Below are 26,796 nucleotides of genomic sequence, written 5' to 3'. Positions count from 1 at the left end.
GGCAAGCGCGCCACATTGATGCCGAAATCATGTGTAATCGTCCTGACATTCACGAATTATTGTGAATCTATCCCATGATCCGGGCCGAGGCCCTGTCTGACAGAACCAGTAAAAAGGCGCGAGCGATGCGCGTAGAGAGTGACAACAGACGTTTTCTGTTCCTGCAAGGGCCGCATGGGTGGTTCTTCAACCGCCTTGCCAAGGGGCTGCGCGCCGCCGGGGCCGAAGTCTGGCGTGTGGGTTTCAATCAGGGCGATGCGGTCTTCTGGCGCGACAAGTCGCGCTATATCCCTTTCACCGAAACGCTCGATGACTGGCCCGCACGGTTTCGCGACATCGTCGCCCGCCATCAGATCACCGATATCGCGCTTTACGGCGATGTGCGCCCGATCCATGCCCGCGCCATCGAGGTCGCGCGCGACCTTGGCCTGACGATCCATGTTTTCGAGGAAGGCTATCTGCGCCCCTATTGGGTAACCTATGAACGTGAGGGCGCCAACGGCAATTCGAAACTGATGGAACTCGGCCTGCCGGAAATGCGCCGCGCGCTGGAGAAATGCGATCTGGAACTGCCGGATCCGCCCGCGCATTGGGGCGATATGCGCCAGCATATCTTTTACGGCGCGCTCTACCATTTCTGCGTCATGGCACTGAACTGGCGCTATCGCAATTTCCGTCCGCATCGCGACCTCAGCGTGGCGCAGGAGTTCAAGCTCTACCTCAAGCGGCTCTGGCTGATGCCCTTGCATTCTCTGGAACGCCGCATCGCGACATGGCGCGTGCGCAACGGCGGCTTCCCCTATCATCTGGTGCTCCTGCAACTCGAACATGACTCGAGCTTCCGCGCCCATAGCCCGTTTCAGTCGCAGACCCAGTTCCTGATGCAGGTCTTTGACGGCTTCGCCAAGGGCGCGCCGCGTCACCATCATCTGGTGATCAAGGCGCATCCGCTGGAAGATGGCCGCACGCCCCTGCGCAGCACCATCCGCGCCCTGACCAAGGGCCATGACCTCGAAGGCCGGGTCCATTTCCTGCGCGGCGGAAAACTCGCGCGGCTTCTCAACCATGCGCGCTCGGCCGTCACCGTCAATTCCACCGCCGCGCAACAGGTGCTCTGGCGCGGCATGCCGCTGCGCATCTTTGGCCGTGCGGTCTATGACAAGCCCGAATTTGTCTCGACCCAGCCCATCGAGACATTTTTCGCCAAACCCACCCGCCCCGATGCGCGCGCCTACCGCGATTATCGCCATTTCCTGCTGGAAACCTCGCAGATTCCGGGCGGCTACTATTCTTTGGGGGGGCGCAGGCAGTTGATGCGACATGTGGTGGATCTGATGCTCGCCCCGCAGGATCCCTATACAGCCCTGATCAGTGGCGACGCGGCACCAAGGCAACAGTTGCGCATGGTGCGCTAGGCGCTAAGCCATTTCCACGCTTGGCGTTTTCGCCCGAAACCTGTATGGTCAGACAAAAATCAGAGGCACGCCCTTTCAAAGGAGCCCGAGCAGTGACCGCGAAAACCATGACGATGGGCCGCCGCATGGCCCTCTTTGCCGCTGTTGCGGCGATTGCATCCTGTGCTGTGTCCCGCGATGGCCCGACCAAGCGCGAAATCTATGAGGGCTCGGTGATGCGCTCGGGCGATGCGCATGTCGTGCTGGTGACAAAACGTGTCAGCCATGCCGCGAACCGCCCTGAATCGCTGGGCTTCAGCCACGCGCTGCGCTCTGGCGCGCTGATGGGCGGCGACACGATCCGGCCGGGCGATGTGATCAGCCTGAATGTCTATGAAAACGTGCCCGAAGGTCTCTTGGCCCCGGAAACGGCCAATAACGCCATTGTGGAAGAATTGCAGGTCGATGATGCGGGCTTCATCTTCGTGCCCTATGCAGGCCGTATCCGCGCGGCAGGCCATACGCCCGACGCGCTGCGCCGCATCCTGACAAGTGCGCTGGACGAACAGACGCCCGACCCGCAGGTTGTCGTCGCCCGCGCGCAGGGGGATGGTGCCACGGTCTCTGTCACCGGTGGCGTGACCGCGCAGGGCGTCTATCCGGTGGGGCGCGCCACCAACCGGCTGAGTTCAATGATCGCCACGGCAGGCGGCATTTCCATCCCGCTGGAAACCGCACAGGTGCTGGTCACGCGCGGCAACCGGCAGGACAGCGCCTGGCTGCAGGATATCTTCTCCAACCCCTCGCTGGATATCGCCATGCGCCCCGGCGACCGGATTCTGGTGCGCCAGGACCAGCGCGCCTTTTCCGTTCTGGGCGCGACCGGCACATCGAACCGTGTCACCTTCGACTCCCGCCAGATTTCCGCCATTGACGCCCTTGCCATGGTTGGCGGGCTGGATCCGCTGCGCGCCGATCCGACCGGGGTGTTCGTCTTCCGCGACGAAGTGCCCGAGGTCGCGACCGAGATCCTCGGGATCGGCAAATTCGTGACCGATGTGCGTTTTGTCTATGTGCTGGATCTGACCGCACCCACCGGCATGTTCAACGCCCGCGATTTCAAGATCCGCGACGGCGACACGATCTTCGTGACCGAAGCCGCCTCGGTGCTCTGGGCGCGTCAGATCTCGGCGCTGACCGGTTCGCTGACTGCGGCAGGCGCAGCGCGGCGCGTGGCGCGCGGCGGCACCGACTGACCTGACCATGCCCACCGCTGGCGAAGGATCCGTCCATGCCTTCACCGGCGGTTTTCTCGGTCCTTCGGCAACCGCCAGGCGCATCCGGCGCATCATGGCGCTGGCGGGGTTGCCGGTCAGCACAGGCTGGCCGGGGCGCGATGGCACTGTCGCGGTCTGGGGCCAGGCCGCCCATGCCGCGCGCGGCGAATGGGTAGCGCAGCGCTCAGGCGCAAGGCTCATCCGGCTGGAAGATGCCTTTCTGCGGTCGCTCTTTCCGGGCCGGGGCGGGGAGCCGCCCCTCGGCCTGCTGATCGACCAGACCGGCATTCACTTCAACCCCGCGCGCCCCTCGGATCTGGAAACCCTGCTCGCCACGCATCCCTTCGACGATCACGCGCTGATGGAACGCGCGCGCCTTGGCATGGCGCGGCTCAGACAGGGGCAGTTCAGCAAATACGCCGCCCATGACCCTGATCTCCCCCCACCCGCGCCCGGCTATGTGCTGGTCGTGGATCAGGTCCGGGGCGATGCCTCGATCACCCATGGCGGGCTGAACGGGCCGCTATCCGAGCATCTGTTTCAGGACATGCTGGTTCAGGCGCAACTGGACTTCCCCGGCGCGCGGATCGTTCTCCGCACCCATCCCGAGACCATGGGCGGGTTTCGCGCGGGCCATTTCACCGAAGCGGATGTCACCGGCGCGCATATCACGCTTTGCAGCGATCCGGTCTCACCCTGGGAATTGCTGGAAGGGGCCATCGCGGTCTATACAGTCTCCTCGCAGCTTGGGTTCGAGGCGATCCTCGCAGGCCATCGCCCGCGGGTCTGGGGCCTGCCATTCTATGCCGGCTGGGGGTTGAGCGATGACCAGACGCTCCACCCCCGCCGCCGCCGCAAACTGACCCGCGCGCAGCTTTTCGCGGGCGCGATGCTGCTCTATCCACGATGGTATGACCCGTGCCGCGACCGGCTCTGTTCTTTCGAGGACGCGCTCGATCACCTGGAGGCCCTGCGCCGCGCCTGGCGCGAGGATCGCCACGGCTACTGCGCGCTGGACATGCGGCTGTGGAAACGCGCCCATCTGCAAGGCTTCTTCGGGCACTGGAAGCGGGTGCGTTTCGCCACCGCACCCGACCCCGGGCGGCCCAATCTGATCTGGGGGGCGGCGCCCGCGCCAGTCGCGCCGCGCGTGATCCGCGTCGAGGATGGCTTCCTGCGCTCGCGCGGGCTCGGGGCGGAACTGACCCCGCCGCTGTCGCTGATCACCGATGATCTGGGGATCTATTTCGATCCCGCGAAGCCGTCGCGGCTGGAATCCCTGATCGCCGCGCCTCTTCCCCCCGGTGGCGCAGAGCGGGCGGAAGCACTGCGCGCGGCCATCCTCGAACAGCGCCTGAGCAAGTACAACCTGCGCGGCAGCTTGCCCGATCTGCCGCAGGGCCACCGCATCCTTGTGCCCGGCCAGGTCGAGGATGATGCCTCGATCCGCTTGGGCACCACGCGGATCCGCACCAATCTGGACCTGCTGCGAGAAACCCGCGCGCAGAACCCCGATACGGTGATCCTCTACAAGCCCCATCCCGATATCGAGGCCGGTCTGCGCCCCGGCGCCATCGCGGAGACCGAGGCGCTGCGTTATGCCGACAGGGTGCTCTCGCGCGCCGATCCGGTGCTGCTGCTCGACCATGTGCAAGAGGTCTGGACCATGACCTCAACGCTGGGGTTTGAAGCGCTGCTGCGCGGCTTGCCTGTGACCACGCTGGGCGCGCCTTTCTATGCGGGCTGGGGCCTGACCCGTGATCTGGGCGAGATCCCCGACCGCCGCCGCGCGCGCCCTGATCTCGACGCCTTCATCCACGCCACGCTGATCGCCTATCCGCGCTATCTCGATCCGGTGAGCCGCCTGCCCTGCCCGCCCGAAGTCGCGCTTGAGCGCCTTGCCTCAGGCCAAAGCCCCAGACCGCCGCATCTGCGTGCGCTTGCCAAGCTGCAAGGGCTGCTCGCCGCCTACCCGCAACTCTGGCGCCGCTGATATCATTTTCTTGCCCGAAATACTCGCGGGGGCGGCTGGCCGCAGGCCAGACGGGGGCGGCAGCCCCCTTCTTCACATAAACTTGGCCGCAGGCCTCCGCCGGATCACGGCTCAGTCGCCCAACAACCGGCTGACCACGATGGTGACTTCCGGCTTCTTGCCAAGCTCTTCCATCACCACCTGCCGCACCACGCGGCGCATCCCGTCATTCAGCTTGTCATCATCGGCCAGAATCTTGTGACCCGCCCGCGCAAGGAATTCCTCCAGCTCGGCCTCGATGATCTCATTGAGCGCCTCGCCGCCCCGGCCCTCGGGTTTCAGCCCCGCAATCTCGGCCCAGGGCGCGCCAAGCGCCTCATTCTCTTCATCCAGGATCAGGGTCACAAAAACATGCCCGCCGATCGCCATACGGATCCGGTCGCGGATCACCCCGTCCATCGCGCCCACCAGCCGCGAGCCATCCAGATAGATGCGCCCGGTTTCGACCTCATCGACCAGCACCGGCACATCGCCCGTCAGATCGCAGATCGAGCCATTCGGCACCACCAGCGCCCGCCGCCCGTTGGCCAGCGCCAGTTTCGCATGTTCGCGTAGCATCCGGTGTTCGCCATGCATCGGGATCACCACAGCCGGATCAATCAGGCGCTGCATCTCTTCCAGATCGGGCCGGTTGGCATGGCCCGAGACGTGATAGAGCCGCTGGCTGTTATCCAGCACATCGACCCCCATCTGCGACAGACCATTCACGATCCGCCCCACATCGCGCTCATTGCCGGGAATGGTCATCGAGGAGAAGAGGAACGTGTCCCCTTCCTTCATGCTCATCCCCATGTAATTGCCGCGCGCCAGTTGCGCCGAAGCCGCGCGCCGCTCGCCCTGCGAGCCGGTCACGATCAGAAGCAGGTTTTCACGCGGGATATCCTTGGCGGCTTCCGGGCTGACCGTGGGCGGCATATCCTTCAGGATCCCCGCTTCGGTCGCGACCTGCACCATGCGCAGCATGGCGCGGCCCATCAGGCAGACCGAGCGCCCGGCCTCCTGCGCGGCCACGGCCAGCGTTTTCAGCCGGGCAACATTGGACGCGAAGGTCGTGGCCACCACCATCCCCTTGGCGTTGCGCATCAGCTCGGTGATCGGTGCGGTCAATGTGGCCTCGGACCGGCCTTCATGGGTGTTCATGACATTGGTGCTGTCGCAGATCATCGCCTTGACGCCGGTGCGCCCGATGGCTTCCAGCATGGCCGGATCATGCGGCTCGCCCACACCCGGCGTCAGGTCCGACTTGAAATCGCCCGTATGCACGATCCGCCCTGCCGGTGTGTCGATGATCAGCCCGGAGGCTTCGGGCAGCGAATGCGCAACCGGGAAGAACTGCACCCGGAACGGGCCCAGATCCAGCGCCTCGGGCACTTTGCCGACCGTCTTCACGATCTGCGGATCATGCCCCGCATCCTGCATCTTCAGCCGTGCAATCCGGGCGGTGAAATCGCGCGCATAGACCGGCGCGCGCAGCCGGTCCCAGAGCTGACCCACCGCACCCACATGATCCTCATGCGCATGGGTGATGATGATCGCTTCCAGCCGGTCGCGGCGTTCTTCCAGCCAGACGGTGTCGGGCAGGATCAGATCCACCCCCGGCGAGCCGTCCATATCCGAGAATGTCACGCCCAGATCGACAAGGATCAGCCGCTCGCGCCCCTTGGGGCCGTAGCCGAAGATATAGGCATTCATGCCCACTTCGCCTGCCCCCCCCAGCGGAAGATAGATCAGCCTGTCCTTGCTCATGCCTGCTCCTTGGTGCCGTGCGTCTTGTTATAGTCGTGGATCACGCGAAGGCCATGCAATGTCAGATCATCCTCGACCCTGTCAAACAGGTTCTCTGCCTGCGCAAACAATGGCGCCAGCCCGCCTGAGCCGATCACCGTCATGGCGCGGCCATATTCCGCCCTGATCCGTGCGGTAATTCCCTCGACCAGCCCGATATAGCCCCAGAAGACACCCGACTGGATACAGGCGACCGTGTTCGTCCCGATCACCTTCTCGGGCTGGGTGATATCGACATGCGGCAGGGCCGCGGCCCCCTGATGCAGCGCCTGCAGCGACAGATTCACCCCCGGCGCGATCACGCCGCCGATATAGGCCCCGTCCTCGGCCACCACGTCGAAATTCGTGGCCGTGCCGAAATCGACGATGATGACATTGCCGCCATGGCGGTCAAAGGCCCCCACCGCATTGGCCAGCCGGTCCGGGCCGGGGCGCACACCTGCATCCACCCGCGGCGCCACCGGCAACAGACATTCGGGCTTGCCCACCACGAGCGGGCGGCAATTGAAATACCGGTCGCACAGCACCCGCAGATTGAACACCACGCGCGGCACGGTCGAGGAGATCACCACATCGGTGATATCGGCATAAATCCCGGTCAGGTTCATCAGACTGTTCAGCCAGACGAAATACTGATCCGCCGTGCGCGTCACATCGGTCGAGGTGCGCCATGTCGCGATGAACTGCGTCCCGTCCCAGACGGAAAACACAGTATTCGTGTTGCCGCAGTCAATGGTCAGAAGCATGGGGCCTGCCTTTCACGCGAAATAGACATCTGCCGCCGGGATCGCACGCAGCCCGCGCGCGTCGCGCAACAGCAGCGCGCCACTGGCGTCGATACCCTCAAAAGTGCCGGTATGGCTCTCGGTCACAGTGCGCGCCGCGATCACCTGCCCAAGTCGCGCGGCCCGGTCAAGCCAGGCCCGGCGGATCGGCGCGAAACCATAGGTCACGAACTGATCTTCCCAGCGCGCATAGGCAGGCGCAAGCAGATCAAGGAACTCTTCGGGCGTGATGCTGGTGCCGGTCTCGCCCATCAGACTGACCGGCGGCACCGCGCCGGGCTCAGGCTCCGGGCTCATGCGCAGATTGACCCCGATCCCGATCACAAGATGCCCGACCTGCGCCCCATGGCCCACGCTTTCAAGCAGGATGCCCGCAAGCTTACCGCCATTCAGCAGCACATCATTGGGCCATTTCAGCGCGAAAGCCTCAGCGCGGCCTGTGACAGTGATCAGGGCGTCATGCAGCGCAAGCGCGGCGACAAAGGATCGCAGCGCGACCTGATCGGGCGCGCCACCTGGGCGCGTGACATAGCTCGCCGCGAAATTCCCTTCCGGGTCGCGCCAATCGCGCCCGCGCCGCCCCCGCCCCTGCGTCTGGCGCAGAGCGAGGATCCAGGTCGGGCCGCTCAGGCCGGGCGCAATCCGCGCCGCTTCGGCATTGGTGCTGTCAATCTCGGGCAGGATCACCCGCCCGACACCTGCGGGCCAGTTACTTGACAAGGGCACTTGCTGCCAGTCCGGCGATACCTTCGATACCGAACAGGTTCACCACCCCCAGCACCATGATCGCCGCAGAGGCGACCAGCAGCGTCGATTGCACCGGCGCGCGCACCTGATCCAGCGGGTCGGTATCGGCACCGAAATACATGTAATAGACGATGCGCAGATAGTAGAAGGCGCTGATTACCGAGGCGATCACCCCTGCAACCGCAAGCCATGCCATCCCGGCCTCGACTGCAGCCCAGAGCACATAGAACTTGCCGAAGAAGCCCACCAGCGGCGGCACACCGGCAAGCGAGAACATCAGGATCAGAAGCGCCAGCGCACGCAATGGCTCGGCTTTGGAATACTGGTGCAGACTGTCGATATCGACCACGGCCTTGCCGTCGCGCTCCATCATCAGGATGAAGGCAAAGACACCGATATTCATGGTGACATAGATCGCCATATAGACCAGCATCCCCTGCACGCCCTGCGCCGTGCCTGCCGCCAGCCCCACCAGCGCAAACCCCATATGCGTGATCGAGGAATAGGCCATCAGGCGCTTGATATTGCGCTGGCCGATCGCCGCGATCCCGCCCAGGAACATCGACGCGACCGCCAGAAGCGCGATGATCTGCGACCAGTCGCCCGGCACCGTGCCAAAGGCTTCATGCACCACGCGCGCGATCAGCGCCATGGCCGCAACCTTGGGCGCCGTGGCGAAGAAGGCCGTGACCGGGGTCGGCGCGCCCTCATAGACATCCGGCGTCCACATATGGAAGGGCACGGCCGAGACCTTGAAGGCGAGACCCGCCAGCATGAAGGCCAGCCCCATCATCAGCCCCACCGACATGCCCTCTTCCGAGATGGTCGAGACGATGCCCGCAAAGAGCGTCGTTCCGGCATAGCCATAGGTCAGCGACGCGCCATAAAGCAGCAGGCCCGAGGCCAGCGCACCAAGGATGAAATATTTCAGGCCCGCTTCGGTGGACCGCGCCGAGTCGCGGTTCATGGTGGCGACGACATAGAGCGCCAGCGACTGCAGTTCGAGACCCATATAGAGCGCGATCAGATCACCGCTCGACACCATCAGCATCATGCCGACGACCGAGAGCGCGATCAGGATCGGATACTCGAATTTCAAGAGCCCCCGCGCGGCCATATAGCCCTGCCCCATGACCAGCACCACGGCGGCAGAGATCAGAATGACCAGTTTCGAGAAATGCGCGAAAGCATCGGCCAGATACATGCCGTTGAAGGCGGTCTGCTCCTCCAGCCCTCTGGACCCCACGACCAGCGCGAGCAGCACCATCAGCGCCGCCGTGGCCCAGAGGATCGGCTCGGCCAGCTTGTCCTTGCCGCCATAGACCCCCACCATGAGCGCGGCCATGGCAAAGAGCGCCAGGACAATCTCGGGCAGGGCCGTGTAAAGATCAGCTCCGATCATCGCGGGACCTTTCAGTTCTGTGCCAGTTGGGATGCGGCCTCATGGGCCTGCAACGCCAGCTCATGCCCCTGCACCAATGCGGTGACCGAGGGGCCAATGATATCAGTAACGAGCGCAGGATAGACACCAAGCAGCAGCGTCATCACCGCAAGCGGCGCGATCAGAAGCTTCTCGCGGCGGTCCATATCCTTGATCGACTTGAGCGCTTCCTTGATGAGTTCCCCCATCACCACGCGGCGGAAGAGCCAGAGCGCATAGCCCGCCGACAGAATCACCCCGGTCGCAGCGAAGAAGGCCACCCAGGTATTGACCTGAAATACGCCAAGGAAGGTCAGGAACTCGCCCACGAAGCCCGAGGTGCCGGGCAGGCCGACATTGGCCATGGTAAAGAGCAGGAACACCGCCGCATAGACCGGCATCCGGTTGATCAAGCCGCCATAGGCCGCGATCTCGCGGGTATGCATCCGGTCGTAGATGACACCGACCGCCAGAAAGAGCGCGCCCGAGATGAAACCATGGCTGATCATCTGGAAGATCGCCCCGTCCAGACCCTGCTGGTTGGCCGCGAAAATCCCCATCGTCACGAACCCCATATGCGCGACCGAGGAATAGGCGATCAGCTTCTTCATATCCTCCTGCATGAGGGCGACGAGGCTGGTATAGACAATGGCGATAGCCGAGAGCCACAGCACCAGCGGCGCGAAGATGTCGGATGCCACCGGGAACATCGGCAGCGAGAAGCGCAGGAAGCCATAGCCCCCCATCTTCAAGAGCACCGCTGCCAGAATGACCGAGCCCGCCGTGGGGGCCTGAACATGGGCGTCGGGCAGCCAGGTATGGACCGGCCACATCGGCATTTTCACCGCGAAAGACGCGAAGAAGGCCAGCCACAACAGCGTCTGCATGCCGCCCACGACCTGCCAGCCCATCAGGCTGAAGGTGCCCGCGTCGAACTGATGCGTCAGCAGGGTCGGAATATCGGTCGTGCCCGCATCGACATACATCGCGATCATGGCGACCAGCATCAGCACCGAACCGAGGAAGGTGTAGAGGAAGAACTTGAACGCCGCGTAAATCCGGTCCTTGCCGCCCCAGATCCCGATGATAAGGAACATCGGAATCAGACCCGCCTCGAAGAACAGGTAAAACAGCACCAGATCCAGCGCCGTGAACACCCCGATCATCAGGGTTTCCAAGAGCAGGAAGGCGATCATGTAATCCTTGACGCGATGCGTCACGTTCCAGCAGGCGCCGATCGTGATCGGCATCAGCGCGGTCGTCAGCATCACGAACAGGATCGAGATGCCATCCACCCCCATCTTGTAGGTGAAGCCCATGATCCAGTCATGTTCCTCGACGAACTGAAAGCCGGTATCCTGCGGGTCGAACCCGACAAGCAGGATCAGCGAGGCCGCGAAAGTGGCCAGTGTCGCCACCAGCGCCACCCATTTCGCATTCATCTGCGAGGCTTCATCCTCGCCGCGCAGGAAGATCGCAAGGATCGCTGCGGCAATGGCCGGGGTGAAGGTAATGATCGACAGAAGGTTCAGCATCAGTGCGACCCTCCGGCAAGCGTGACATAGGTGACGATCACGACAATCCCCAGAACCATTGCGAAAGCGTAGTGATAGACAAAGCCCGACTGGACGCGGCCCGCGAGCCTGGTGAAGAAGGGAATGATCCCCATGGCCAAGCCGTTGATGCCGCCGTCAATCGTGGCACCGTCGCCTTTCTTCCACAGGAAATACCCGATCGCCTTGGCCGGACGCACGAAGAGGAACTCGTAGATCTCGTCGAAATACCATTTGTTCAGCAGGAACTGATAGGCACCGGGGAAGGTCTCGGCCAGACGCCGGGGCAGCGACGTGTCGCGGATATAGAAGAGCCATGACACGCCCAGCCCGACCAGCATGGCAAAGAAGGGCGAGACCTTGACCCATGCGGGCACATAATGCGCCTCAGAGATCAGATTGTTGCCTTCGCCCATGAAGATCGCCGCGCCGAAATAGTCGCGTACCTGACCGGTGGAGCCGAAGAACGGCCCATAGAACAGCATCCCCGCCAGCACCGACCCCACGGCCAGCACTGCCAGCGGGACCAGCATGGTCATCGGGCTTTCATGCGCATGCTCATGCGTGTGCTTGTCTCCGCGCGGCGTGCCCCAGAAGGTCAGGAACATCAACCGCCAGCTATAGAAGCTGGTCAGACCCGCCGCAAAGACAAGGATCGCGAAAGCATAGGTCGTGCCCGAGGCAAAGACCGATTCAATGATCGCATCCTTGGAGACAAACCCTGCAAAGCCGATCATCGTCAGCGGAATACCCACACCGGTAATCGCCAGCGTGCCGATCAGCATCGCCCAGAAGGTCATCGGCAGCTTGTCCTTCAGCCCGCCATAATTGCGCATGTCCTGTTCATGATGCATGCCATGAATGACCGAGCCCGCGCCAAGAAACAGCATCGCCTTGAAGAAGGCATGCGTCAGCAGGTGGAACATGGCGACGGAATAGACACCGACGCCTGCGGCAACGAACATGAAGCCAAGCTGCGAACAGGTCGAATAGGCGATCACGCGCTTGATATCGTTCTGCACCAGACCCACAGTCGCGGCAAACAGCGCGGTCATCGCCCCGATGAAGACCACGAATGCCAGCACCTCGGGCGTGTATTCCATCAGGGGCGACATGCGTGCGACCAGGAACACCCCCGCCGTGACCATGGTGGCCGCGTGGATCAGGGCCGAAACCGGCGTCGGGCCTTCCATCGCATCCGGCAACCATGTGTGCAGGAAAAGCTGCGCCGATTTGCCCATCGCGCCCACAAACAGCAAAAACGCAATCAGGTTCGCGGCATTCCAGTCGGTCCAGAGGAAGCTGACAGTCGTCTCGGCCAGCATGGGAGCAGCGGCAAAGAGATCATCATACTGGATCGAGTCGACCAGGAAATAGATCGCCATCAGCGCAAGGATCAGCCCCATATCGCCGACACGGTTGACGATAAACGCCTTCATCGCCGCAGCGCCCGCCGATTGCTTGCGGAAATAGAAGCCGATCAGCAGGTAAGAGGCCAGACCCACGCCCTCCCAGCCGAAGAAAAGCTGCACGAGGTTATCGGCCGTCACCAGCATCAGCATGGCGAAGGTAAACAGCGACAGATAGGCAAAGAAACGCGGGCGATAGCTTTCATTCTCATGGAAGTTATCGTCATGCGCCATATAGCCGAAGCTGTAGAGATGCACGAGCGCCGAGACGGTCGTGATCACGATCAGCATGACAGCGGTCAGCCGGTCGAGCCGGATCGCCCAATCGCCGACCAGCGTGCCGCTGTCGATCCAGCGCAGCAGCGTGATCTGGCTCACACTGCCGTCATGCGTCAGAAAGATCACCCAGGACAGAAAGGCCGACAGGAACAGCAGCGCGGTCGCCACGATCTGCGCGGGCTTCTCGCCAATCACGCGCCAGAACAGCCCTGCGATGATCGCGCCCAGCAGAGGGGCCAGAAGAACGGTGACTGCCATCATCTCAGCCTTTCATCACATTGACATCTTCAACGTCAATCGTGCCCCGATTGCGGAAGAAGCAGACAAGGATCGCCAGACCGATCGCGGCCTCGGCGGCGGCCACGGTCAGCACGAACATGGTGAAGACCTGCCCCACCAGATCGTTCAGGAAGCTGGAAAAGGCCACCAGATTGATATTGACCGACAAGAGCATCAGTTCGATGGACATCAGGATCACGATGATATTCTTGCGGTTCAGGAAAATCCCGAAAATCCCGATGACGAACAGGGCTGCCGCCACTGTCAGGTAATGTTCAAGTCCAACCATGCCGGTTCCCTCGTTTCGGTATGTGTCAGGGCTTATGCTGCCCGTTTGCTCCGTCTGGCAGCGGGCCTCAGCCCAGCCCCTGCCCCGGCTTGATATCTTTCAGCTCCAGTGTCTTGGCCGGGTCGCGATGCATCTGCGCCACGACATTCTGGCGCTTCACGTCCTTGCGGTGGCGCAGCGTCAGCACGATGGCCCCGATCATCGCCACCAGCAGAATCAGGCCCGCGACCTGAAACAGCAGAAAATACTGGTCGTAAAGGATCAGCCCCAGCGCTTTGGTGTTGTGAATCTCCGCGGCATCGGGCGTCGGCGCCTGCCGCAGCGCCTGCGCGTTCTGCGATTCCTGCCAGGAGCCGAAAAGCAGCGCCATCTGCATCAAGAGGACGATCCCCACGATACTGGCCAGCGGGAAATAGCGCGCGACCTCCCCCTTCAGCGCCGCGAAATCCACATCCAGCATCATCACCACGAACAAGAACAGCACCGCGACCGCGCCGACATAGACGATGAGCAGCAGCATCGCCATAAACTCGGCGCCCAGAAGCACGAACATGCCTGCGGCAGAAATGAAACTCAGGATCAGCCAGAGGACCGAATGCACCGGGTTACGGGCAATCGTGACCAGAAAGCCCGCGCCCAGAAGCGTCACCGCGAAAGCGTAGAATGTGATATCGGCGATCCCCATGTCCCTCGGGTTCCTTTTGTCAGTGGCGGGCGCTTACGGCCCTTGGTCGTCTCAGTTCAGCGATAGGGCGCGTCGATTTCGAGATTGCGCGCAATCTGCGCTTCCCAACGCTCGCCATTGGCCAGCAGACGATTCTTGTCGTAGAAAAGCTCCTCGCGCGTTTCGGTCGCGAATTCGAAATTCGGCCCTTCGACAATCGCATCCACCGGGCAGGCTTCCTGACAGAAACCGCAATAGATGCATTTGGTCATGTCGATGTCATAGCGCGTGGTCCGGCGGCTGCCATCCTCGCGCGGTTCGGCGTCAATCGTGATGGCCTGCGCCGGGCAGATCGCTTCGCAGAGCTTGCAGGCAATGCAGCGTTCCTCGCCATTGGGATAACGGCGCAGCGCATGCTCGCCGCGAAAGCGCGGCGACAGCGGCCCTTTCTCATGCGGATAATTCACCGTGGGCTTGGGCGCCACGAAATATTTCATCCCCAGCCCGAAGCCTTTGATGAAATCGACCATCAGCGTGTATTTGACGGCACGTCCCCAATCAAATCCCATCTCAGCCTCCAATCGCCCAGCGGGCCCAGAAACCACCCGCGACTTCGAATTTTGCAAGGAATGCGATCAGCACGACCCAGCCCAGGCTTACCGGCAGGAAGACTTTCCAACCAATGCGCATCAATTGGTCATAGCGGTAGCGCGGGACAATGGCCTTCACCATGGCGAAGAGGAAGAAGAAGAAGGCCATCTTCAGGAACATCCAGTGGAACCCGTCGGGTAGCCCCGGAATGGGCGAGAGCCAGCCCCCGAAGAACAAGAGCGACATCAGCGCGCACATCAGGAAGATCGCGATATATTCGCCCGCCATGAACAGCAGATAGGGCGTCGAGCCATATTCGACCATGAACCCTGCCACGAGTTCGGATTCCGCTTCCGGCAGATCGAAAGGCGGGCGGTTGGTCTCGGCCAGCGCCGAAACGAAGAACAGAAGCACCATCGGCAGATGCGGCAGCCAGTACCAGCCCAGAAGGCCCCAGCCGGTATCCTGCGCATGCACGATCGCGCCAAAATTCATGCTGCCGGTCGAAATGATCACACCGATGATGATCAGCCCCAGGCTGACCTCATAGCTGATCATCTGCGCGGCAGAGCGCAAGCTGCCAAGGAAGGCGTATTTCGAGTTCGACGCCCAGCCGCCCATGATCACGCCGTAAACCTCTAGGCTGGCAATGGCGAAGACGAACAGGATCGCGACATTGATATCCGCGAGCACCCAGCCATCATTGAACGGGATCACCGCCCAGGCCAGCACCGCCAGAACGAAGCTCAGAAGGGGTGCCAGAAAATAGACCGGACGGTCCACCCCCGCCGGGATCACCACTTCCTTGACAACGAATTTCAGCGCATCGGCGAAGGTCTGCAGCAGGCCCCAGGGCCCCACCACATTGGGGCCGCGCCGCATCTGCACGGCGGCCCAGATCTTGCGGTCGGCATAGACCAGAAAGATCAGGCTGATCATCACGAAGCCGATCACCAGAAGCGATTGCGCGGCAATCAGCGTGGCGATGCCCAATCCGGTTTGCAGAAACTCGTTCATTCGTCCCTCAATTCCTCACACCGTGGGGATGCCTTGTTCCCGGCAATCATCCACGATCACTTCGGCGTCCATGTTGCGCAACCCTTGCGGCAGGTCGGGCGAAATGACGAAACCGCCATCCGCAGACCAGACATCGCCCGAGCGCGAGACGTTGGTGCGCACATGCTGCGCGAAACTGTAGCCGCGGATTAGCGCATATTGCGCTGCAGCACAACGCGCATAGGCCACGACATCGGCCCTGTCACGCGCGCCACGCATCCGCACCAGAAAGGCGACAGTGGTGTCGTCGATCAGCAATGTATCGACGCCCAGATACTCGGCCCCGTCCGGCGGTGACAGCACCGCGCGCGCCGCATCGTCCCTCGCACAAGCCATCAACCCGCTGCAAAGCGCAGCGAGCAGGGCAGTTGCGAGAAGGGCGTGCAGCATATCCGGTTTACTCCGCCGCCAGGGGGGCTGCCTGACGCTCTTTCGCCATGCGCGAAAGTTCCGCCATCAGGCTCGACGCCCGCGCAATCGGGTTGGTCAGGTAGAAATCGCCTATCGCATTGCGGAAATCGGCCTTGCCCAGCGGCGCTTGCGCCAGCGGTTGCCAGGCGTTTTCCGCCACCACATCAATATCGGCCAGATGCGGCACGGCCGCTGTCAGATGCTGGCGCAGCGCAGGCAGCGTGTCGAAGGGCAGTGTTGCGCCCAGTTCCGCCGAAAGCGCACGCAGGATCGCCCAGTTTTCCTTGGCCTCGCCCGGCGCAAAGCCCGCGCGGAAGGCAAGCTGGGGGCGGCCCTCGGTATTGACGAACAGCCCCGGTTCCTCGGTATAGGCCGCCCCCGGCAGGATGATGTCAGCCCGATGCGCGCCGCGGTCGCCATGGCTGCCCTGATAGATCACGAAAGCGCCCGCTGCGATATCGATCTCATCCGCGCCAAGGTTATAGATCACCTCGGCGCCCTCGACCGCCGCCTTGAGCCCGCCCTCGGTCGTGCAGCCTGCATCCATCGCACCGACGCGGGCCGCTGCCGTATGCAGGACCAGCAGTTTCGCGCCGGATTTCTCGACAATCGCCTGCACCATGGCCAGCACGGCGGCACCATCCGCCTCGCGCAAGGCACCCTGCCCCACAATCACGACGCAATTCTTGTCGGCAAGTTCGGACATATCCAGACCCGCCACATGCTCCAGCGCCGCGCGGTCGGTGCCCATATGCTCGTATTCATAGGTCAGATCCGCCGCTTCGCCCAGCAGCACCACATCGGCGCCACCCATCCAGGCCTTGCGGATGCGCGCATTCAGCACCGGCGCTTCCAGACGCGGGTTGGTGCCGATCAGCAGAACCTTATCCGCCGTGTCGATATCCTCGATCAGGGCAGTGCCCACATAGCCCGACCGATTGCCCGCTGGCAGATGCGCGCCATCGGTGCGGCATTCAACTGTGCCGCCCTGCCCTTCAACCAGCAGCCTCAATGCATAGGCCGCCTCGGTCGAGACCAGATCGCCCACCAGACCCGCGACTTTCTTACCCTTCATCGCAGCCGCCGCCGCCGACAGCGCCTCACCCCAGTTTGCAGGGCGCAGCTTCCCATTCTCGCGGATATAGGGCGTGTCGAGGCGCTGGCGGCGCAACCCGTCCCAGACATAGCGCGACTTGTCCGACAGCCATTCCTCGTTCACGCCGTCATGGTTGCGCGGCAGGATGCGCATGACCTCGCGCCCCTTGGTATCGACCCGGATATTCGACCCCAGCGCATCCATCACATCAATGGTTTCGGTCTTGGTCAGCTCCCAGGGCCGCGCGGTGAAGCTATAGGGTTTCGACACCAGCGCCCCCACCGGGCACAGATCGACGATATTGCCGACCATCTCGGAGTCGATCAGCGCACCCAGATAGGTGGTGATCTCGGCATCCTCGCCCCGACCGGTCTGGCCCATGACGCTGACCCCCGCCACCTCGGTCGTGAACCGCACGCAGCGCGTGCAGGAAATGCAGCGCGTCATATGGGTTTCCACAAGCGGCCCGAGCTGCAGATCCTCGGACGCGCGCTTCGGCTCGCGATAGCGCGAGAAATCGACGCCGTAAGCCATCGCCTGATCCTGCAGGTCGCATTCGCCGCCCTGATCGCAGATCGGGCAATCCAGCGGGTGGTTGATGAGCAGGAACTCCATCACCCCCTCGCGCGCCTTCTTGACCATGGGCGAGTTGGTCCGGACCACAGGCGGCTCGCCATTCGGGCCGGGGCGCAGGTCGCGCACCTGCATCGCGCAAGAGGCCGCAGGCTTGGGCGGGCCGCCCACCACCTCGACCAGACACATCCGGCAATTCCCGGCAATCGACAGCCGCTCATGGTAGCAGAAACGCGGGATCTCGATCCCGGCTTCCTCTGCCGCCTGAATGAGCGTCATCTCTGCCGGAACCTCAAGCTCCTTGCCGTCGATGATGACCTTGCGCAACTGGGACATGCGTTATCTCTCCCGCAACTGGCGACCAAGGGCTGTGCCCCCGGCGATCTCGGCGCGTGCATAGGCACAGACCGCCGCTTCATTCTTCGGGTCCACCCCGGCGCGGCGCAGATGGGATTCGACGATCCCGCGCATCCGCGCCTGTTCGGCCTTGTCCTCGACAAAACCCTCGATCTGCGCCCGGCTATAGCCCAGCCGCCGCGCCTGATTATAAAGACCCAGGAAATAATTGACCCGTGTGATCCGCCCCGGAGGCGAGACCGCAGGGCAGGTATCGGTGACATGCTTGATCAGCGCCGCCGTGAACAGCCCGTTATAGATGGCAGGCGTGTTGCGCAGGGTCTCATTGACTTCGGCCTGCGTGGTGGCAGCGGCAGCGCCCGCATTGACAAGGGCGGCAAGGGCAAAAGCGAGGATCGGGGTTTTCATAGGCTTACTCCGCGGCAACGGCACAGGACCGTTGTTTCCAAAGTTGCGCCTCGGCCAGCCAGTCCCAGCCAAAGGCATGTTCACTGGCCCCATGTGTTTTCATGTGCTCAAGCCGCGCAAGGCCCTCGTCCAGTGTCGGACGATGCCCCGCTGCGACCCACCACATGACGAAATGCTGTGCGCCAAGTACCTGAAACCACTCTGCCCGGCGCGCGTAGAATTGCCGGTGCACCGTGTTCCAGACAAAGGCTTCCAGCGACGCCACATCGGTCCAGACCGTCAGGTTGGACACGAGTTGCGGATCACCTGCAATGCAAGTTTCAGTGTTCCCCCGGCCCGGTTCGCCCGAGCCTTCCATCATCCACACGAATCCGGGGCTTCGCTTGCCGATCCCGTTCACACGGTCCAGCGCTGCCATGAATTCAGCCACGCGCGGATCATCGGTTGGCGCGACCAGCCGCCCGATATTCAGTTGCGCAAGGTGGCGTTGCTCACTCATTGCTTATTCCGCCGCCACTTTCGACACGCGCCCGGCTTTCTGGGCCTTGATGCGGTCCTCGATCTCGCCGCGGAAATTCCGGATCAGACCCTGCACCGGCCAGGCCGCCGCATCGCCAAGCGCGCAGATCGTGTGGCCCTCGACCTGCTTGGTCACGTCCCAGAGCATGTCGATTTCTTCCAGTTCCGCCTCGCCGCGCACCAGACGGTCCATGACGCGCATCATCCAGCCCGTGCCTTCGCGACAGGGCGTGCACTGGCCGCAGCTTTCATGCTTGTAGAATTTCGACAGCCGCCAGATGGCTTTGACGATATCGGTGGATTTATCCATCACGATCACCGCCGCCGTGCCAAGGCCAGAGCCCAGCTCGCCGCGCAGATAGTCGAAATCCATGATCGCATCGCGCATCTTCTCGCCGCGCACACAGGGCACCGAACTGCCGCCGGGGATCACTGCCAGCAGATTGTCCCAGCCGCCCCGGATGCCACCGCAATGCTTCTCGATCAACTCCTCGAAACTGATCGACATGGCCTCTTCGACGACGCAGGGGTGGTTCACATGGCCCGAGACCGCAAACAGCTTGGTGCCCGCATTATTCGGACGTCCGAAACCCGCGAACCACGCGCCCCCGCGCCGCAGGATCGTCGGCACAACAGCAATCGACTCGACATTGTTCACGGTGGTCGGACAGCCATAAAGCCCCGCCCCCGCCGGGAAAGGCGGCTTCATGCGCGGCATGCCCTTGCGGCCCTCAAGGCTCTCCAGCAGCGCGGTTTCCTCGCCGCAGATATAGGCGCCCGCGCCGTGATGCAGATAGAGGTCGAAATCCCAGCCCGAGCCGCAGGCATTCTTGCCCACCAGCCCGGCTTCATAGGCCTCGTCAATCGCGTTTTGCAGCGCTTCCTTCTCGCGGATATATTCGCCGCGAATGTAGATATAGCAGGCATGGGCATTCATCGCGAAGCTGGCGATCAGGCAGCCCTCGATCAGCGTGTGCGGATCATGGCGCATGATCTCGCGGTCCTTGCAGGTGCCCGGCTCGGATTCGTCGGCATTCACCACCAGATAGGCCGGACGCCCGTCGCTTTCCTTGGGCATGAAGGACCATTTCAGGCCCGTGGGAAAGCCCGCACCGCCGCGCCCGCGCAGACCCGATTGCTTCATCTCGTCGATGATCCAGTCACGCCCCTTCGCAAGGATGTTCTTCGTCCCGTCCCAATGCCCGCGCGCAATCGCGCCCTTCAGCGAACGGTCATGCATCCCGTAGAGATTGGTGAAGATGCGATCCTGATCCTTAAGCATATGCCTGCCCTCTCCTTGCCCCTAGCGCCGGTTCTGCCGCGCGCGCCAGACGCGAAATGTCACGATCAGCGCAAAGGCAAAAGCCGCCAGCGCTGCGAAATCTATCAGGAATGCGTAGCGCGGATCCCAGCCATATTCGCGCCCGATCCAGCCAAGGACGACCCAGCCCACAATCGCGCCACACATAACCACCGCAGCAAGCCGGGCTTGCTGTGCGAGGGCCATGTCCTTGGGCGAGGGCTTGGTCATTCACAGGCGTCCTGTCCTATTGCCGTTTGGAAAACTCGGTCTCGCCACCATCGGCAAGAACTCTGGCCTGCGCCACCCAGTCATCGCGGCTGACACGGCCCTTGAAACCCTCAAGATTCTCGTCAACCCAGGCGACTTCTTCCGCACCCCAACCGGCAATCTGCCAGAAATGGAACACGCCCATGCTGTTCAGCAGTGCCTCAAGCTTCGGACCCACGCCCTTGAGCTTCTTCAGATCATCCGCCTGCCCGCGCGCTTCGCCCAGCATTTCGGGCTTGATGCCGGTATCCTCTGCTCCTTTGGCCACTGCTTCGGGCTTGGCGGTCGGTGTTTCCTGCGCTTCCTGCTTGGACACCCCGGTCCGGTCAACCGGCACTCTCGCCGCGGGCTTCGGCTCATGATCCTTGACCTCGGCCGAGGGCACCCCCTTGGGTACCGGCACGCCCTGCCAGGGCGCGATCAGCGGCACTTCGGTGCCGTCAATGCGCTTGAGCGTATCGCCGATCCGGGTGGCCAGCGCGACCGAGCCGTTCTGCGCCTCGCCGGTATAGTCTTTCAGCGTGGTTGGCCCGCCCAGCGGTTCCGAGGCAAAACGGCCATTCTGCGGCCCCGGCACCGGCACCTTGCCCGCCGCCATCTCGTCAAGAAGCTTGGCAAAACTCTCGGCGGTCAGATCCTCGTAATAATCCTTGCCGATCTGGGCCATGGGCGCATTGGCACAGGCGCCCAGGCATTCGACCTCTTCCCAGGTGAACTTGCCATCCGCCGACAATGTATGCGGCTTGGGCGAGATCTTCTCTTTACAGACCCCGATCAGATCCTCTGCCCCGCAGATCAAGCAGCTTGTCGTGCCGCAAATCTGGATATTTGCCACAGACCCAACAGGTTGCAGCTGGAACATGAAGTAGAATGTCGCCACTTCCAGCGCCCGGATATAGGCCATGCCCAGCATTTCCGCGACATGCTCGATCGCCGCGCGGGTCAGCCAGCCTTCCTGCTCCTGCGCGCGCCACAACAGCGGGATGATGGCCGAAGCCTGACGCCCTTCGGGGTATTTGGTGATCTGAGCTTCTGCCCAGGCCAGATTGGCGGGGGTGAAGGCGAAGGAACCGGGTTGGTCGGGGTGCAGACGGCGTAGCATTAGCGGTCAATCTCTCCGAACACCACATCAAGCGTGGCGATGATGGCGGCCACATCGGCCAGTTGATGCCCTTTGGCGAGGTGATCCATGGCCTGCAGATGCGGGTATCCCGGCGCACGCAGCTTGGCGCGGTAAGGTCTGTTGGTCCCGTCGGCCACCAGATAGACGCCGAACTCGCCCTTGGGCGCCTCGACAGCGGCATAGACCTCGCCCTCGGGCACATGGAAGCCTTCGGTATAGAGCTTGAAGTGATGGATCAGCGCTTCCATCGAGGTTTTCATCTCGCCGCGCGGCGGCGGCGTGATCTTGCCGCGCGCGAGGATATCGCCCTGCCCCTCAGGAGCGCGAAGTTTTTCAATGGCTTGCAGGATGATCTTCGTGCTTTCCCGCATCTCGGCCATGCGCACCAGATAGCGGTCATAGCAATCGCCATTCTTGCCGATGGGCACTTTGAATTCGAACTCGTCATAGCATTCATAGGGCTGCGCGCGGCGCAAATCCCAGGCCATACCAGAGGCGCGGACCATCGGCCCCGAGAAGCCCCAGTCAAGCGCCTCCTGCTCGCTGACCACACCGATATCCACGGTGCGCTGTTTGAAAATGCGGTTCTCGGTCAGCAGCCCGTCGATATCATCCAGCACATTGGGGAAATGCTGCGCCCAGGCTTCGATATCGTCCAGAAGCGCGGGCGGCAGATCCTGATGCACCCCGCCGGGGCGGAAATAGGCCGCGTGCAGACGCGCCCCGCAGGCGCGCTCGTAGAAAATCATCAGCTTTTCGCGCTCTTCAAACCCCCAGAGCGGCGGGGTCAGCGCGCCCACATCCATCGCGCCGGTGGTCACGTTCAAGAGATGGTTCAGCACACGGCCGATTTCCGAATACAAAACCCGGATCAGCGAGGCCCGACGCGGCACCTCGACACGGGTCAGCTTTTCGATGGCCAGACACCAGGCATGTTCCTGATTCATCGGCGCCACATAGTCCAGCCGGTCGAAATAGGGCAGGTTCTGCAGATAGGTGCGGCTTTCCATCAGCTTTTCGGTGCCGCGATGCAGCAGGCCGATATGCGGGTCGCAGCGCTCGACGATTTCGCCGTCCAACTCCAGAACCAGCCGCAAAACCCCATGTGCCGCAGGGTGTTGCGGGCCGAAGTTAATGTTGAAATTGCGGATCTTCTGCTCCGCCGTCTGCGCGTCCGCTCTGATAGCGCCGTCCATCATTTCGCGGCCTCCGTTTTCTCGTCACCCGGCAGGATATATTCGGCCCCTTCCCAGGGCGACATGAAATCGAACTGGCGATATTCCTGCACCAGGTTGACCGGCTCATAGACCACCCGCTTCAGCGCCTCGTCATAGCGCACTTCGGTATAGCCGGTGGTCGGGAAATCCTTGCGCAGCGGATGGCCCCTGAAACCGTAATCCGTCAAGATGCGGCGCAGGTCGGGATGGCCCGAAAACAGGATGCCGAACATGTCGAAGACTTCGCGCTCGAACCAGTTGGCCGAAGGATGCACCTGCGTGATCGAAGGGATGATCTCATCCTCGCCCACCGCCAGTTTCACCCGGATACGCTGGTTCAGATACATCGACAGGAAGTGATAGACCACTTCGAACCGCTTGCGCCGTCCCGGATAATCAACCCCGGTGATATCCACCAGCGTCGAGAAACGCATGCTTTCATCAATCTGCAGATGGCGGATCAGCTTCACCAGATGCGTGGGGGTCGTGGTCACGGTCAATTCGCCAAAAGCCAGTTTGTGACTGACCACCGCATCGCCCATGCGCATTTCCAGCAGCGCCGCGATTTCGTTCATAGCCTCGGACATGACGCGCCCCCTCTTACCGGACCAATGTGCCAGTGCGGCGAATCTTGCGCTGCAACTGCAGGATGCCATAGAGCAGCGCCTCGGCGGTTGGCGGGCAGCCCGGCACATATATATCCACCGGCACGATCCGGTCGCAGCCACGCACGACGGAATAGCTGTAATGGTAATAGCCGCCGCCATTGGCGCAGCTGCCCATCGAGATCACATAGCGCGGCTCGGGCATCTGGTCATAGACCTTGCGCAGCGCGGGCGCCATCTTGTTGGTCAGCGTGCCCGCGACGATCATCAGATCCGACTGGCGCGGCGTCGCGCGCGGGGCGGTGCCGAAGCGTTCGACATCATAGCGCGGCATGGCGACATGGATCATCTCGACCGCGCAGCAGGCCAGACCAAAGGTCATCCAGTGCAGCGAACCATTGCGCGCCCAGTTGATGATATCTTCGGTCGAGGTTAGCAGGAAACCCTTGTCCTGCAATTCCCGGTTCAGCGCCTGCGTCGCGACTTCGCGATCCGCGCCTGCGGTATTCGCTCCGGTCATCACTCCCATTCCAGCGCCCCCTTCTTCCATTCATAGGCAAAGCCCACAGTCAGCACGGCCAGAAACATCATCATCGACCAGAAAGCGGTCATCGACATTTCCGAGAAGGCCACGCCCCACGGGAACAGGAAGGCGATCTCCAGATCGAAAATGATGAAGAGGATCGCCACGAGGTAGAATCGCACATCGAATTTCATCCGGGCGTCATCGAAGGCGTTGAAACCGCATTCATAGATCGAGTTCTTTTCCGGGTCTGGGCTGCGCACGGCGATGATGATAGCCGAGAGCATCAGCACAAGGCCCAGTACAACAGCGATTCCAAGGAAAATGATGATCGGCAGGTAGGATGCGAGTAGGGTGTCCACCTTTGGCTCCTTTATCGCGCGGGGTCCGGCCAGGCCAAAAGGGGCGAGTGCCAAGGACATCCGCAACTTGGCTGACCTTCCTCTACTCTTGTCACAAGGCCGGGTCAACTGAGGCGGCGCGGGTTCCGGTCGAAAAAGCTGGAACTGTATGCGGTTGCATACTCTATGGCCGGGCTCACGCGCTCCAGCCCGGTTTGCGGCGGGCGAAAAACGCCTCGACCCCTTCGCGCGCCTCCGCGCCCTCCCAGCAGGCCACCAGCTCCGCGATGGAATGGCCGACCTCCTCGGGGCCGATGCCCGCGCCCAGGTGCAGCGCCAACGCCTTGGCCCGCGCCACAGCGCCGGGGGCGCAGGACAGATAGGGCGTGACTTCCGCTTCGATTGCCGCGTCCAGCGCCTCCGCCGGGACCGCGCGCGCCAACAGCCCCAGCGTCACGGCCTCGGCCGCATCAAACCGTCGGCCCGACATGAAGACCCGCCGCGCCATGGCCTCGCCCATCCGCGCCAGCACATAGGGACCGATGGTCGCCGGGATCAGCCCCAGCCGCGTCTCGGTCAGCGCGAATTGCGCCGTGCCGACCCCGATGGCCACATCACAGACCGCCATCATCCCCAGACCGCCACCGAAAGCCTGCCCCTGCACCCGCCCGATCAGCGGTTTCGGCATCCGGTTCAGCGCCCCCAGCATCGCGGCCAGCTTGCCTGCCTCGCGCGCGCGGGTCTCGGCATCCGCCTCGATCTGCACCTTCATCCAGCCCAGATCGCCCCCCGCGCAGAAACTCGCGCCCGCCCCGGTCAGAACCACCACCCGCACGCCATCATCCGCGCCAAGCCGTGCGGCGGCCCCGGTCAGTTCCGCGATCATCTGCGCATCCAGCACATTATGTTTCTCGGGGCGGTTCAGTGTCAGTGTCGCAACCCCGCGCGCATCCGTCTCAAGCCTCAGTGTCTGATACATCCTGCCCTCCCTGTCGCATCGCGCGCGCCATCGCACTGGCCTCGGCCAACACCTTGCGGTCCAGACCCGTCTCCCAGCCCATACCGGTCAGCCATTCATGCACCGCCTCGGTCGCCACATTGCCCGAAGCGCCCGGCGCATAGGGACAGCCCCCCAGGCCCCCGACCGCTGCATCGAACACCCGCAATCCATGCTCCAGCGACACCTCGATATTCGCCAGCGCCCGCCCGCCGGTGTCGTGATAATGCCCGGCCAGCCGCTCGGGCGGCACCTCCTCCAGCACCGCGCGGAGCATGGCGGCGATGCTGTCCGGCCTGCCCCGCCCGATCGTGTCGCCAAGGCTGACCTCATAGCAGCCCATCTCGCAGAGCCGGGCCGCAAGCCGTGCCACGGCGGCAGGCGGCGTCGGCCCGTCAAAGGGGCAATCGGTGACGCAGGAAACATAGCCGCGCACCGGCAGCCCTGCGGCGCGCGCGGCCTCCAGCACCGGGCCAAAGCGCGCAAGGCTTTCCTCGACCGAGCAATTCAGATTGGCCCGGCTGAACCCTTCCGAGGCCGAGGCGAAAACCGCGACCTCATCCGCGCGCGCCGCCACAGCGTCCTGCAACCCGCGCAGATTGGGCGCGAGCGCGGCATAGCGCACCCCCGGCGCGCGGGCAATCGCCGCCAGCACCGCGCCCGAAGTCGCCATCTGCGGCACCCATTTCGGGCTGACAAAACTCGCGACCTCGATGCGGCGGAACCCCGCCCGGCTCAGGCAATCGATCAGCGCCACTTTCTCGCTTGCCGGGATCAGCCGCGCCTCATTCTGCAACCCGTCGCGGGGTCCGACCTCGAAAATCTCGACCGCGCGCATCGCTCACTCCTCCGGCGGCGGGTAGAATTCCCGCAGATAGATCTCTGGCGGCCCGTCCTGCGCAAGCGCGCGCTGAAACGCCGGGCGTCTCTCGCAAGCCGCCAGATACAGTGCCGCCGCTTCAGGCAGGGTCACGAAACGCTGCGCCAGCCAGACCGCATAGCCCTGCGCAATATCGGCCATGGTAAACGCGCCCGCCGCCCAACCCGGCCCGACGGCACGGAGCGCATTCTCCAGCCGCTTCGCCTCCAGCCGCATCACCGTGGGAGAGCGCATCGCAGCCTCGCGCAGCACGATATAATGCTGCGTCAGATTGGCCAGATGCGCGCCCAATGTCTCGGCATAATGCAGCCCCTGCAGGAATGCGGCCCGTCCTGCGGCCCCTTCCGCCACCCGCAGATGCGGCGCGCGCGTCTCGGAAAGCCAGATCAGGATCGCGCCGCTTTCACTCAGCACTGTCGCGCCATCCTGCAGCGCTGGCACCCGCCCGGCAGGCGAGCGCGCCAGATGCTCGGGCGCGCGCAGCGAGCGGTCGAAAAACGAACAGCGGATCAGCTCATATTCCGTGCCGATCTCTTCCAGCGCCCAGAGCACCCGGAACGAGCGCGACTGCGCCACATGCCAGAGCCGGATCACCGCCCTGCTCCATTTTCTTGCC

27 protein-coding genes are annotated in these 26,796 nt (G+C 63.0%); 3 read left to right on the top strand and 24 right to left on the bottom strand.

What is annotated here, in order from left to right:
• Positions 1-125: 125 nt before the first annotated feature.
• The 3 genes from BG457_RS09650 (at position 126) to BG457_RS09640 (ending at position 4,664) form a co-directional block, all read left to right on the top strand.
• A complete protein-coding gene (locus BG457_RS09650; protein WP_071796940.1) occupies positions 126-1,415 on the top strand; it encodes a capsule biosynthesis protein in 1,290 nt (429 codons plus the stop codon).
• A gap of 92 nt (positions 1,416-1,507) precedes the next feature.
• Positions 1,508-2,650, top strand: a complete 1,143-nt coding sequence (locus tag BG457_RS09645; protein WP_245770970.1) for a polysaccharide biosynthesis/export family protein — start codon at positions 1,508-1,510, stop codon at positions 2,648-2,650.
• 7 nt (positions 2,651-2,657) lie between these two features.
• Positions 2,658-4,664 carry a capsular polysaccharide biosynthesis protein gene (locus BG457_RS09640; RefSeq protein WP_425434920.1) on the top strand — a complete coding sequence of 669 codons (2,007 nt, stop codon included), beginning with the start codon at positions 2,658-2,660 and terminating at the stop codon, positions 4,662-4,664.
• Positions 4,665-4,775: 111 nt separating this feature from the next.
• Here BG457_RS09640 and BG457_RS09635 read toward each other — a convergent pair whose 3' ends face one another.
• The 24 genes from BG457_RS09635 to BG457_RS09520 all read right to left on the bottom strand — a co-directional run bounded on the left by BG457_RS09635 (position 4,776) and on the right by BG457_RS09520 (position 26,774).
• On the bottom strand, positions 4,776-6,449 hold the full coding sequence (locus tag BG457_RS09635) for a ribonuclease J (RefSeq protein ID WP_071796939.1): 1,674 nt from the start codon (positions 6,447-6,449) through the stop codon (positions 4,776-4,778).
• On the bottom strand, positions 6,446-7,234 hold the full coding sequence (locus BG457_RS09630; protein WP_071796938.1) for a type III pantothenate kinase: 789 nt from the start codon (positions 7,232-7,234) through the stop codon (positions 6,446-6,448). Before BG457_RS09630 ends, BG457_RS09635 begins: the two co-directional genes overlap by 4 nt.
• Before the next feature lie 12 nt (positions 7,235-7,246).
• Positions 7,247-7,999, bottom strand: coding sequence for a biotin--[acetyl-CoA-carboxylase] ligase (locus BG457_RS09625; RefSeq protein WP_139257659.1), 753 nt, complete (start codon positions 7,997-7,999; stop codon positions 7,247-7,249).
• Positions 7,983-9,422: an NADH-quinone oxidoreductase subunit NuoN gene (gene nuoN / locus BG457_RS09620; protein ID WP_071796937.1), complete on the bottom strand. Its 1,440-nt coding sequence runs from the start codon at positions 9,420-9,422 to the stop codon at positions 7,983-7,985. The genes BG457_RS09625 and nuoN overlap by 17 nt, the downstream gene beginning before the upstream one ends.
• Positions 9,423-9,433: 11 nt before the next feature.
• On the bottom strand, positions 9,434-10,975 hold the full coding sequence (locus BG457_RS09615; RefSeq protein WP_071796936.1) for an NADH-quinone oxidoreductase subunit M: 1,542 nt from the start codon (positions 10,973-10,975) through the stop codon (positions 9,434-9,436).
• Positions 10,975-12,939: an NADH-quinone oxidoreductase subunit L gene (nuoL, locus tag BG457_RS09610; protein ID WP_071797081.1), complete on the bottom strand. Its 1,965-nt coding sequence runs from the start codon at positions 12,937-12,939 to the stop codon at positions 10,975-10,977. Before nuoL ends, BG457_RS09615 begins: the two co-directional genes overlap by 1 nt.
• A gap of 4 nt (positions 12,940-12,943) precedes the next feature.
• Positions 12,944-13,249: an NADH-quinone oxidoreductase subunit NuoK gene (gene nuoK, locus BG457_RS09605; protein WP_071796935.1), complete on the bottom strand. Its 306-nt coding sequence runs from the start codon at positions 13,247-13,249 to the stop codon at positions 12,944-12,946.
• A gap of 67 nt (positions 13,250-13,316) precedes the next feature.
• On the bottom strand, positions 13,317-13,934 hold the full coding sequence (locus tag BG457_RS09600; protein WP_071796934.1) for an NADH-quinone oxidoreductase subunit J: 618 nt from the start codon (positions 13,932-13,934) through the stop codon (positions 13,317-13,319).
• A 56-nt stretch (positions 13,935-13,990) separates the two neighbouring features.
• Positions 13,991-14,482: an NADH-quinone oxidoreductase subunit NuoI gene (gene nuoI / locus BG457_RS09595; protein WP_071796933.1), complete on the bottom strand. Its 492-nt coding sequence runs from the start codon at positions 14,480-14,482 to the stop codon at positions 13,991-13,993.
• 1 nt (position 14,483) lies between these two features.
• Positions 14,484-15,521 (bottom strand): NADH-quinone oxidoreductase subunit NuoH, encoded by a 1,038-nt coding sequence (nuoH, locus tag BG457_RS09590; RefSeq protein ID WP_071796932.1) that lies wholly within the window; start codon positions 15,519-15,521, stop codon positions 14,484-14,486.
• Between the two features lie 15 nt (positions 15,522-15,536).
• Positions 15,537-15,950, bottom strand: a complete 414-nt coding sequence (locus tag BG457_RS09585; protein ID WP_071796931.1) for a hypothetical protein — start codon at positions 15,948-15,950, stop codon at positions 15,537-15,539.
• Between the two features lie 7 nt (positions 15,951-15,957).
• The gene (nuoG, locus tag BG457_RS09580) at positions 15,958-17,976 is read right to left on the bottom strand and encodes an NADH-quinone oxidoreductase subunit NuoG (protein ID WP_071796930.1); all 2,019 of its coding nucleotides are present in this window, start codon (positions 17,974-17,976) and stop codon (positions 15,958-15,960) included.
• Positions 17,977-17,979: 3 nt separating this feature from the next.
• Entirely contained in the window at positions 17,980-18,405 is a 426-nt protein-coding gene (locus BG457_RS09575; protein ID WP_071796929.1) for a DUF5333 domain-containing protein, read from the bottom strand.
• Positions 18,406-18,409: 4 nt separating this feature from the next.
• Positions 18,410-18,904 carry a DUF3291 domain-containing protein gene (locus BG457_RS09570; RefSeq protein WP_071796928.1) on the bottom strand — a complete coding sequence of 165 codons (495 nt, stop codon included), beginning with the start codon at positions 18,902-18,904 and terminating at the stop codon, positions 18,410-18,412.
• 3 nt (positions 18,905-18,907) lie between these two features.
• The gene (gene nuoF, locus BG457_RS09565) at positions 18,908-20,206 is read right to left on the bottom strand and encodes an NADH-quinone oxidoreductase subunit NuoF (RefSeq protein ID WP_071796927.1); all 1,299 of its coding nucleotides are present in this window, start codon (positions 20,204-20,206) and stop codon (positions 18,908-18,910) included.
• Between the two features lie 21 nt (positions 20,207-20,227).
• On the bottom strand, positions 20,228-20,455 hold the full coding sequence (locus BG457_RS09560; RefSeq protein ID WP_071796926.1) for a DUF5337 family protein: 228 nt from the start codon (positions 20,453-20,455) through the stop codon (positions 20,228-20,230).
• A 16-nt stretch (positions 20,456-20,471) separates the two neighbouring features.
• Positions 20,472-21,596: an NADH-quinone oxidoreductase subunit E gene (locus BG457_RS09555; RefSeq protein ID WP_071796925.1), complete on the bottom strand. Its 1,125-nt coding sequence runs from the start codon at positions 21,594-21,596 to the stop codon at positions 20,472-20,474.
• The gene (locus BG457_RS09550; RefSeq protein WP_071796924.1) at positions 21,596-22,813 is read right to left on the bottom strand and encodes an NADH-quinone oxidoreductase subunit D; all 1,218 of its coding nucleotides are present in this window, start codon (positions 22,811-22,813) and stop codon (positions 21,596-21,598) included. Before BG457_RS09550 ends, BG457_RS09555 begins: the two co-directional genes overlap by 1 nt.
• On the bottom strand, positions 22,813-23,421 hold the full coding sequence (locus tag BG457_RS09545; protein WP_071796923.1) for an NADH-quinone oxidoreductase subunit C: 609 nt from the start codon (positions 23,419-23,421) through the stop codon (positions 22,813-22,815). The genes BG457_RS09550 and BG457_RS09545 overlap by 1 nt, the downstream gene beginning before the upstream one ends.
• 13 nt (positions 23,422-23,434) lie before the next feature.
• Entirely contained in the window at positions 23,435-23,968 is a 534-nt protein-coding gene (locus tag BG457_RS09540; protein ID WP_175546776.1) for a NuoB/complex I 20 kDa subunit family protein, read from the bottom strand.
• The gene (locus BG457_RS09535) at positions 23,959-24,324 is read right to left on the bottom strand and encodes an NADH-quinone oxidoreductase subunit A (protein WP_071797080.1); all 366 of its coding nucleotides are present in this window, start codon (positions 24,322-24,324) and stop codon (positions 23,959-23,961) included. Before BG457_RS09535 ends, BG457_RS09540 begins: the two co-directional genes overlap by 10 nt.
• Positions 24,325-24,499: 175 nt before the next feature.
• On the bottom strand, positions 24,500-25,282 hold the full coding sequence (locus tag BG457_RS09530) for a crotonase/enoyl-CoA hydratase family protein (RefSeq protein WP_071796922.1): 783 nt from the start codon (positions 25,280-25,282) through the stop codon (positions 24,500-24,502).
• A complete protein-coding gene (locus tag BG457_RS09525; RefSeq protein WP_071797078.1) occupies positions 25,260-26,138 on the bottom strand; it encodes a hydroxymethylglutaryl-CoA lyase in 879 nt (292 codons plus the stop codon). The genes BG457_RS09530 and BG457_RS09525 overlap by 23 nt, the downstream gene beginning before the upstream one ends.
• A gap of 3 nt (positions 26,139-26,141) precedes the next feature.
• The gene (locus BG457_RS09520) at positions 26,142-26,774 is read right to left on the bottom strand and encodes a glutathione S-transferase family protein (protein ID WP_071796921.1); all 633 of its coding nucleotides are present in this window, start codon (positions 26,772-26,774) and stop codon (positions 26,142-26,144) included.
• Positions 26,775-26,796: the final 22 nt, after the last annotated feature.

It is taken from the genome of Natronohydrobacter thiooxidans (assembly GCF_001884735.1).
Lineage (GTDB): Bacteria > Pseudomonadota > Alphaproteobacteria > Rhodobacterales > Rhodobacteraceae > Roseinatronobacter > Roseinatronobacter thiooxidans_A.
The sequence above is the reverse complement of the archived record's forward strand: the minus strand, read 5'-3'. Positions and strand labels throughout refer to the sequence as shown.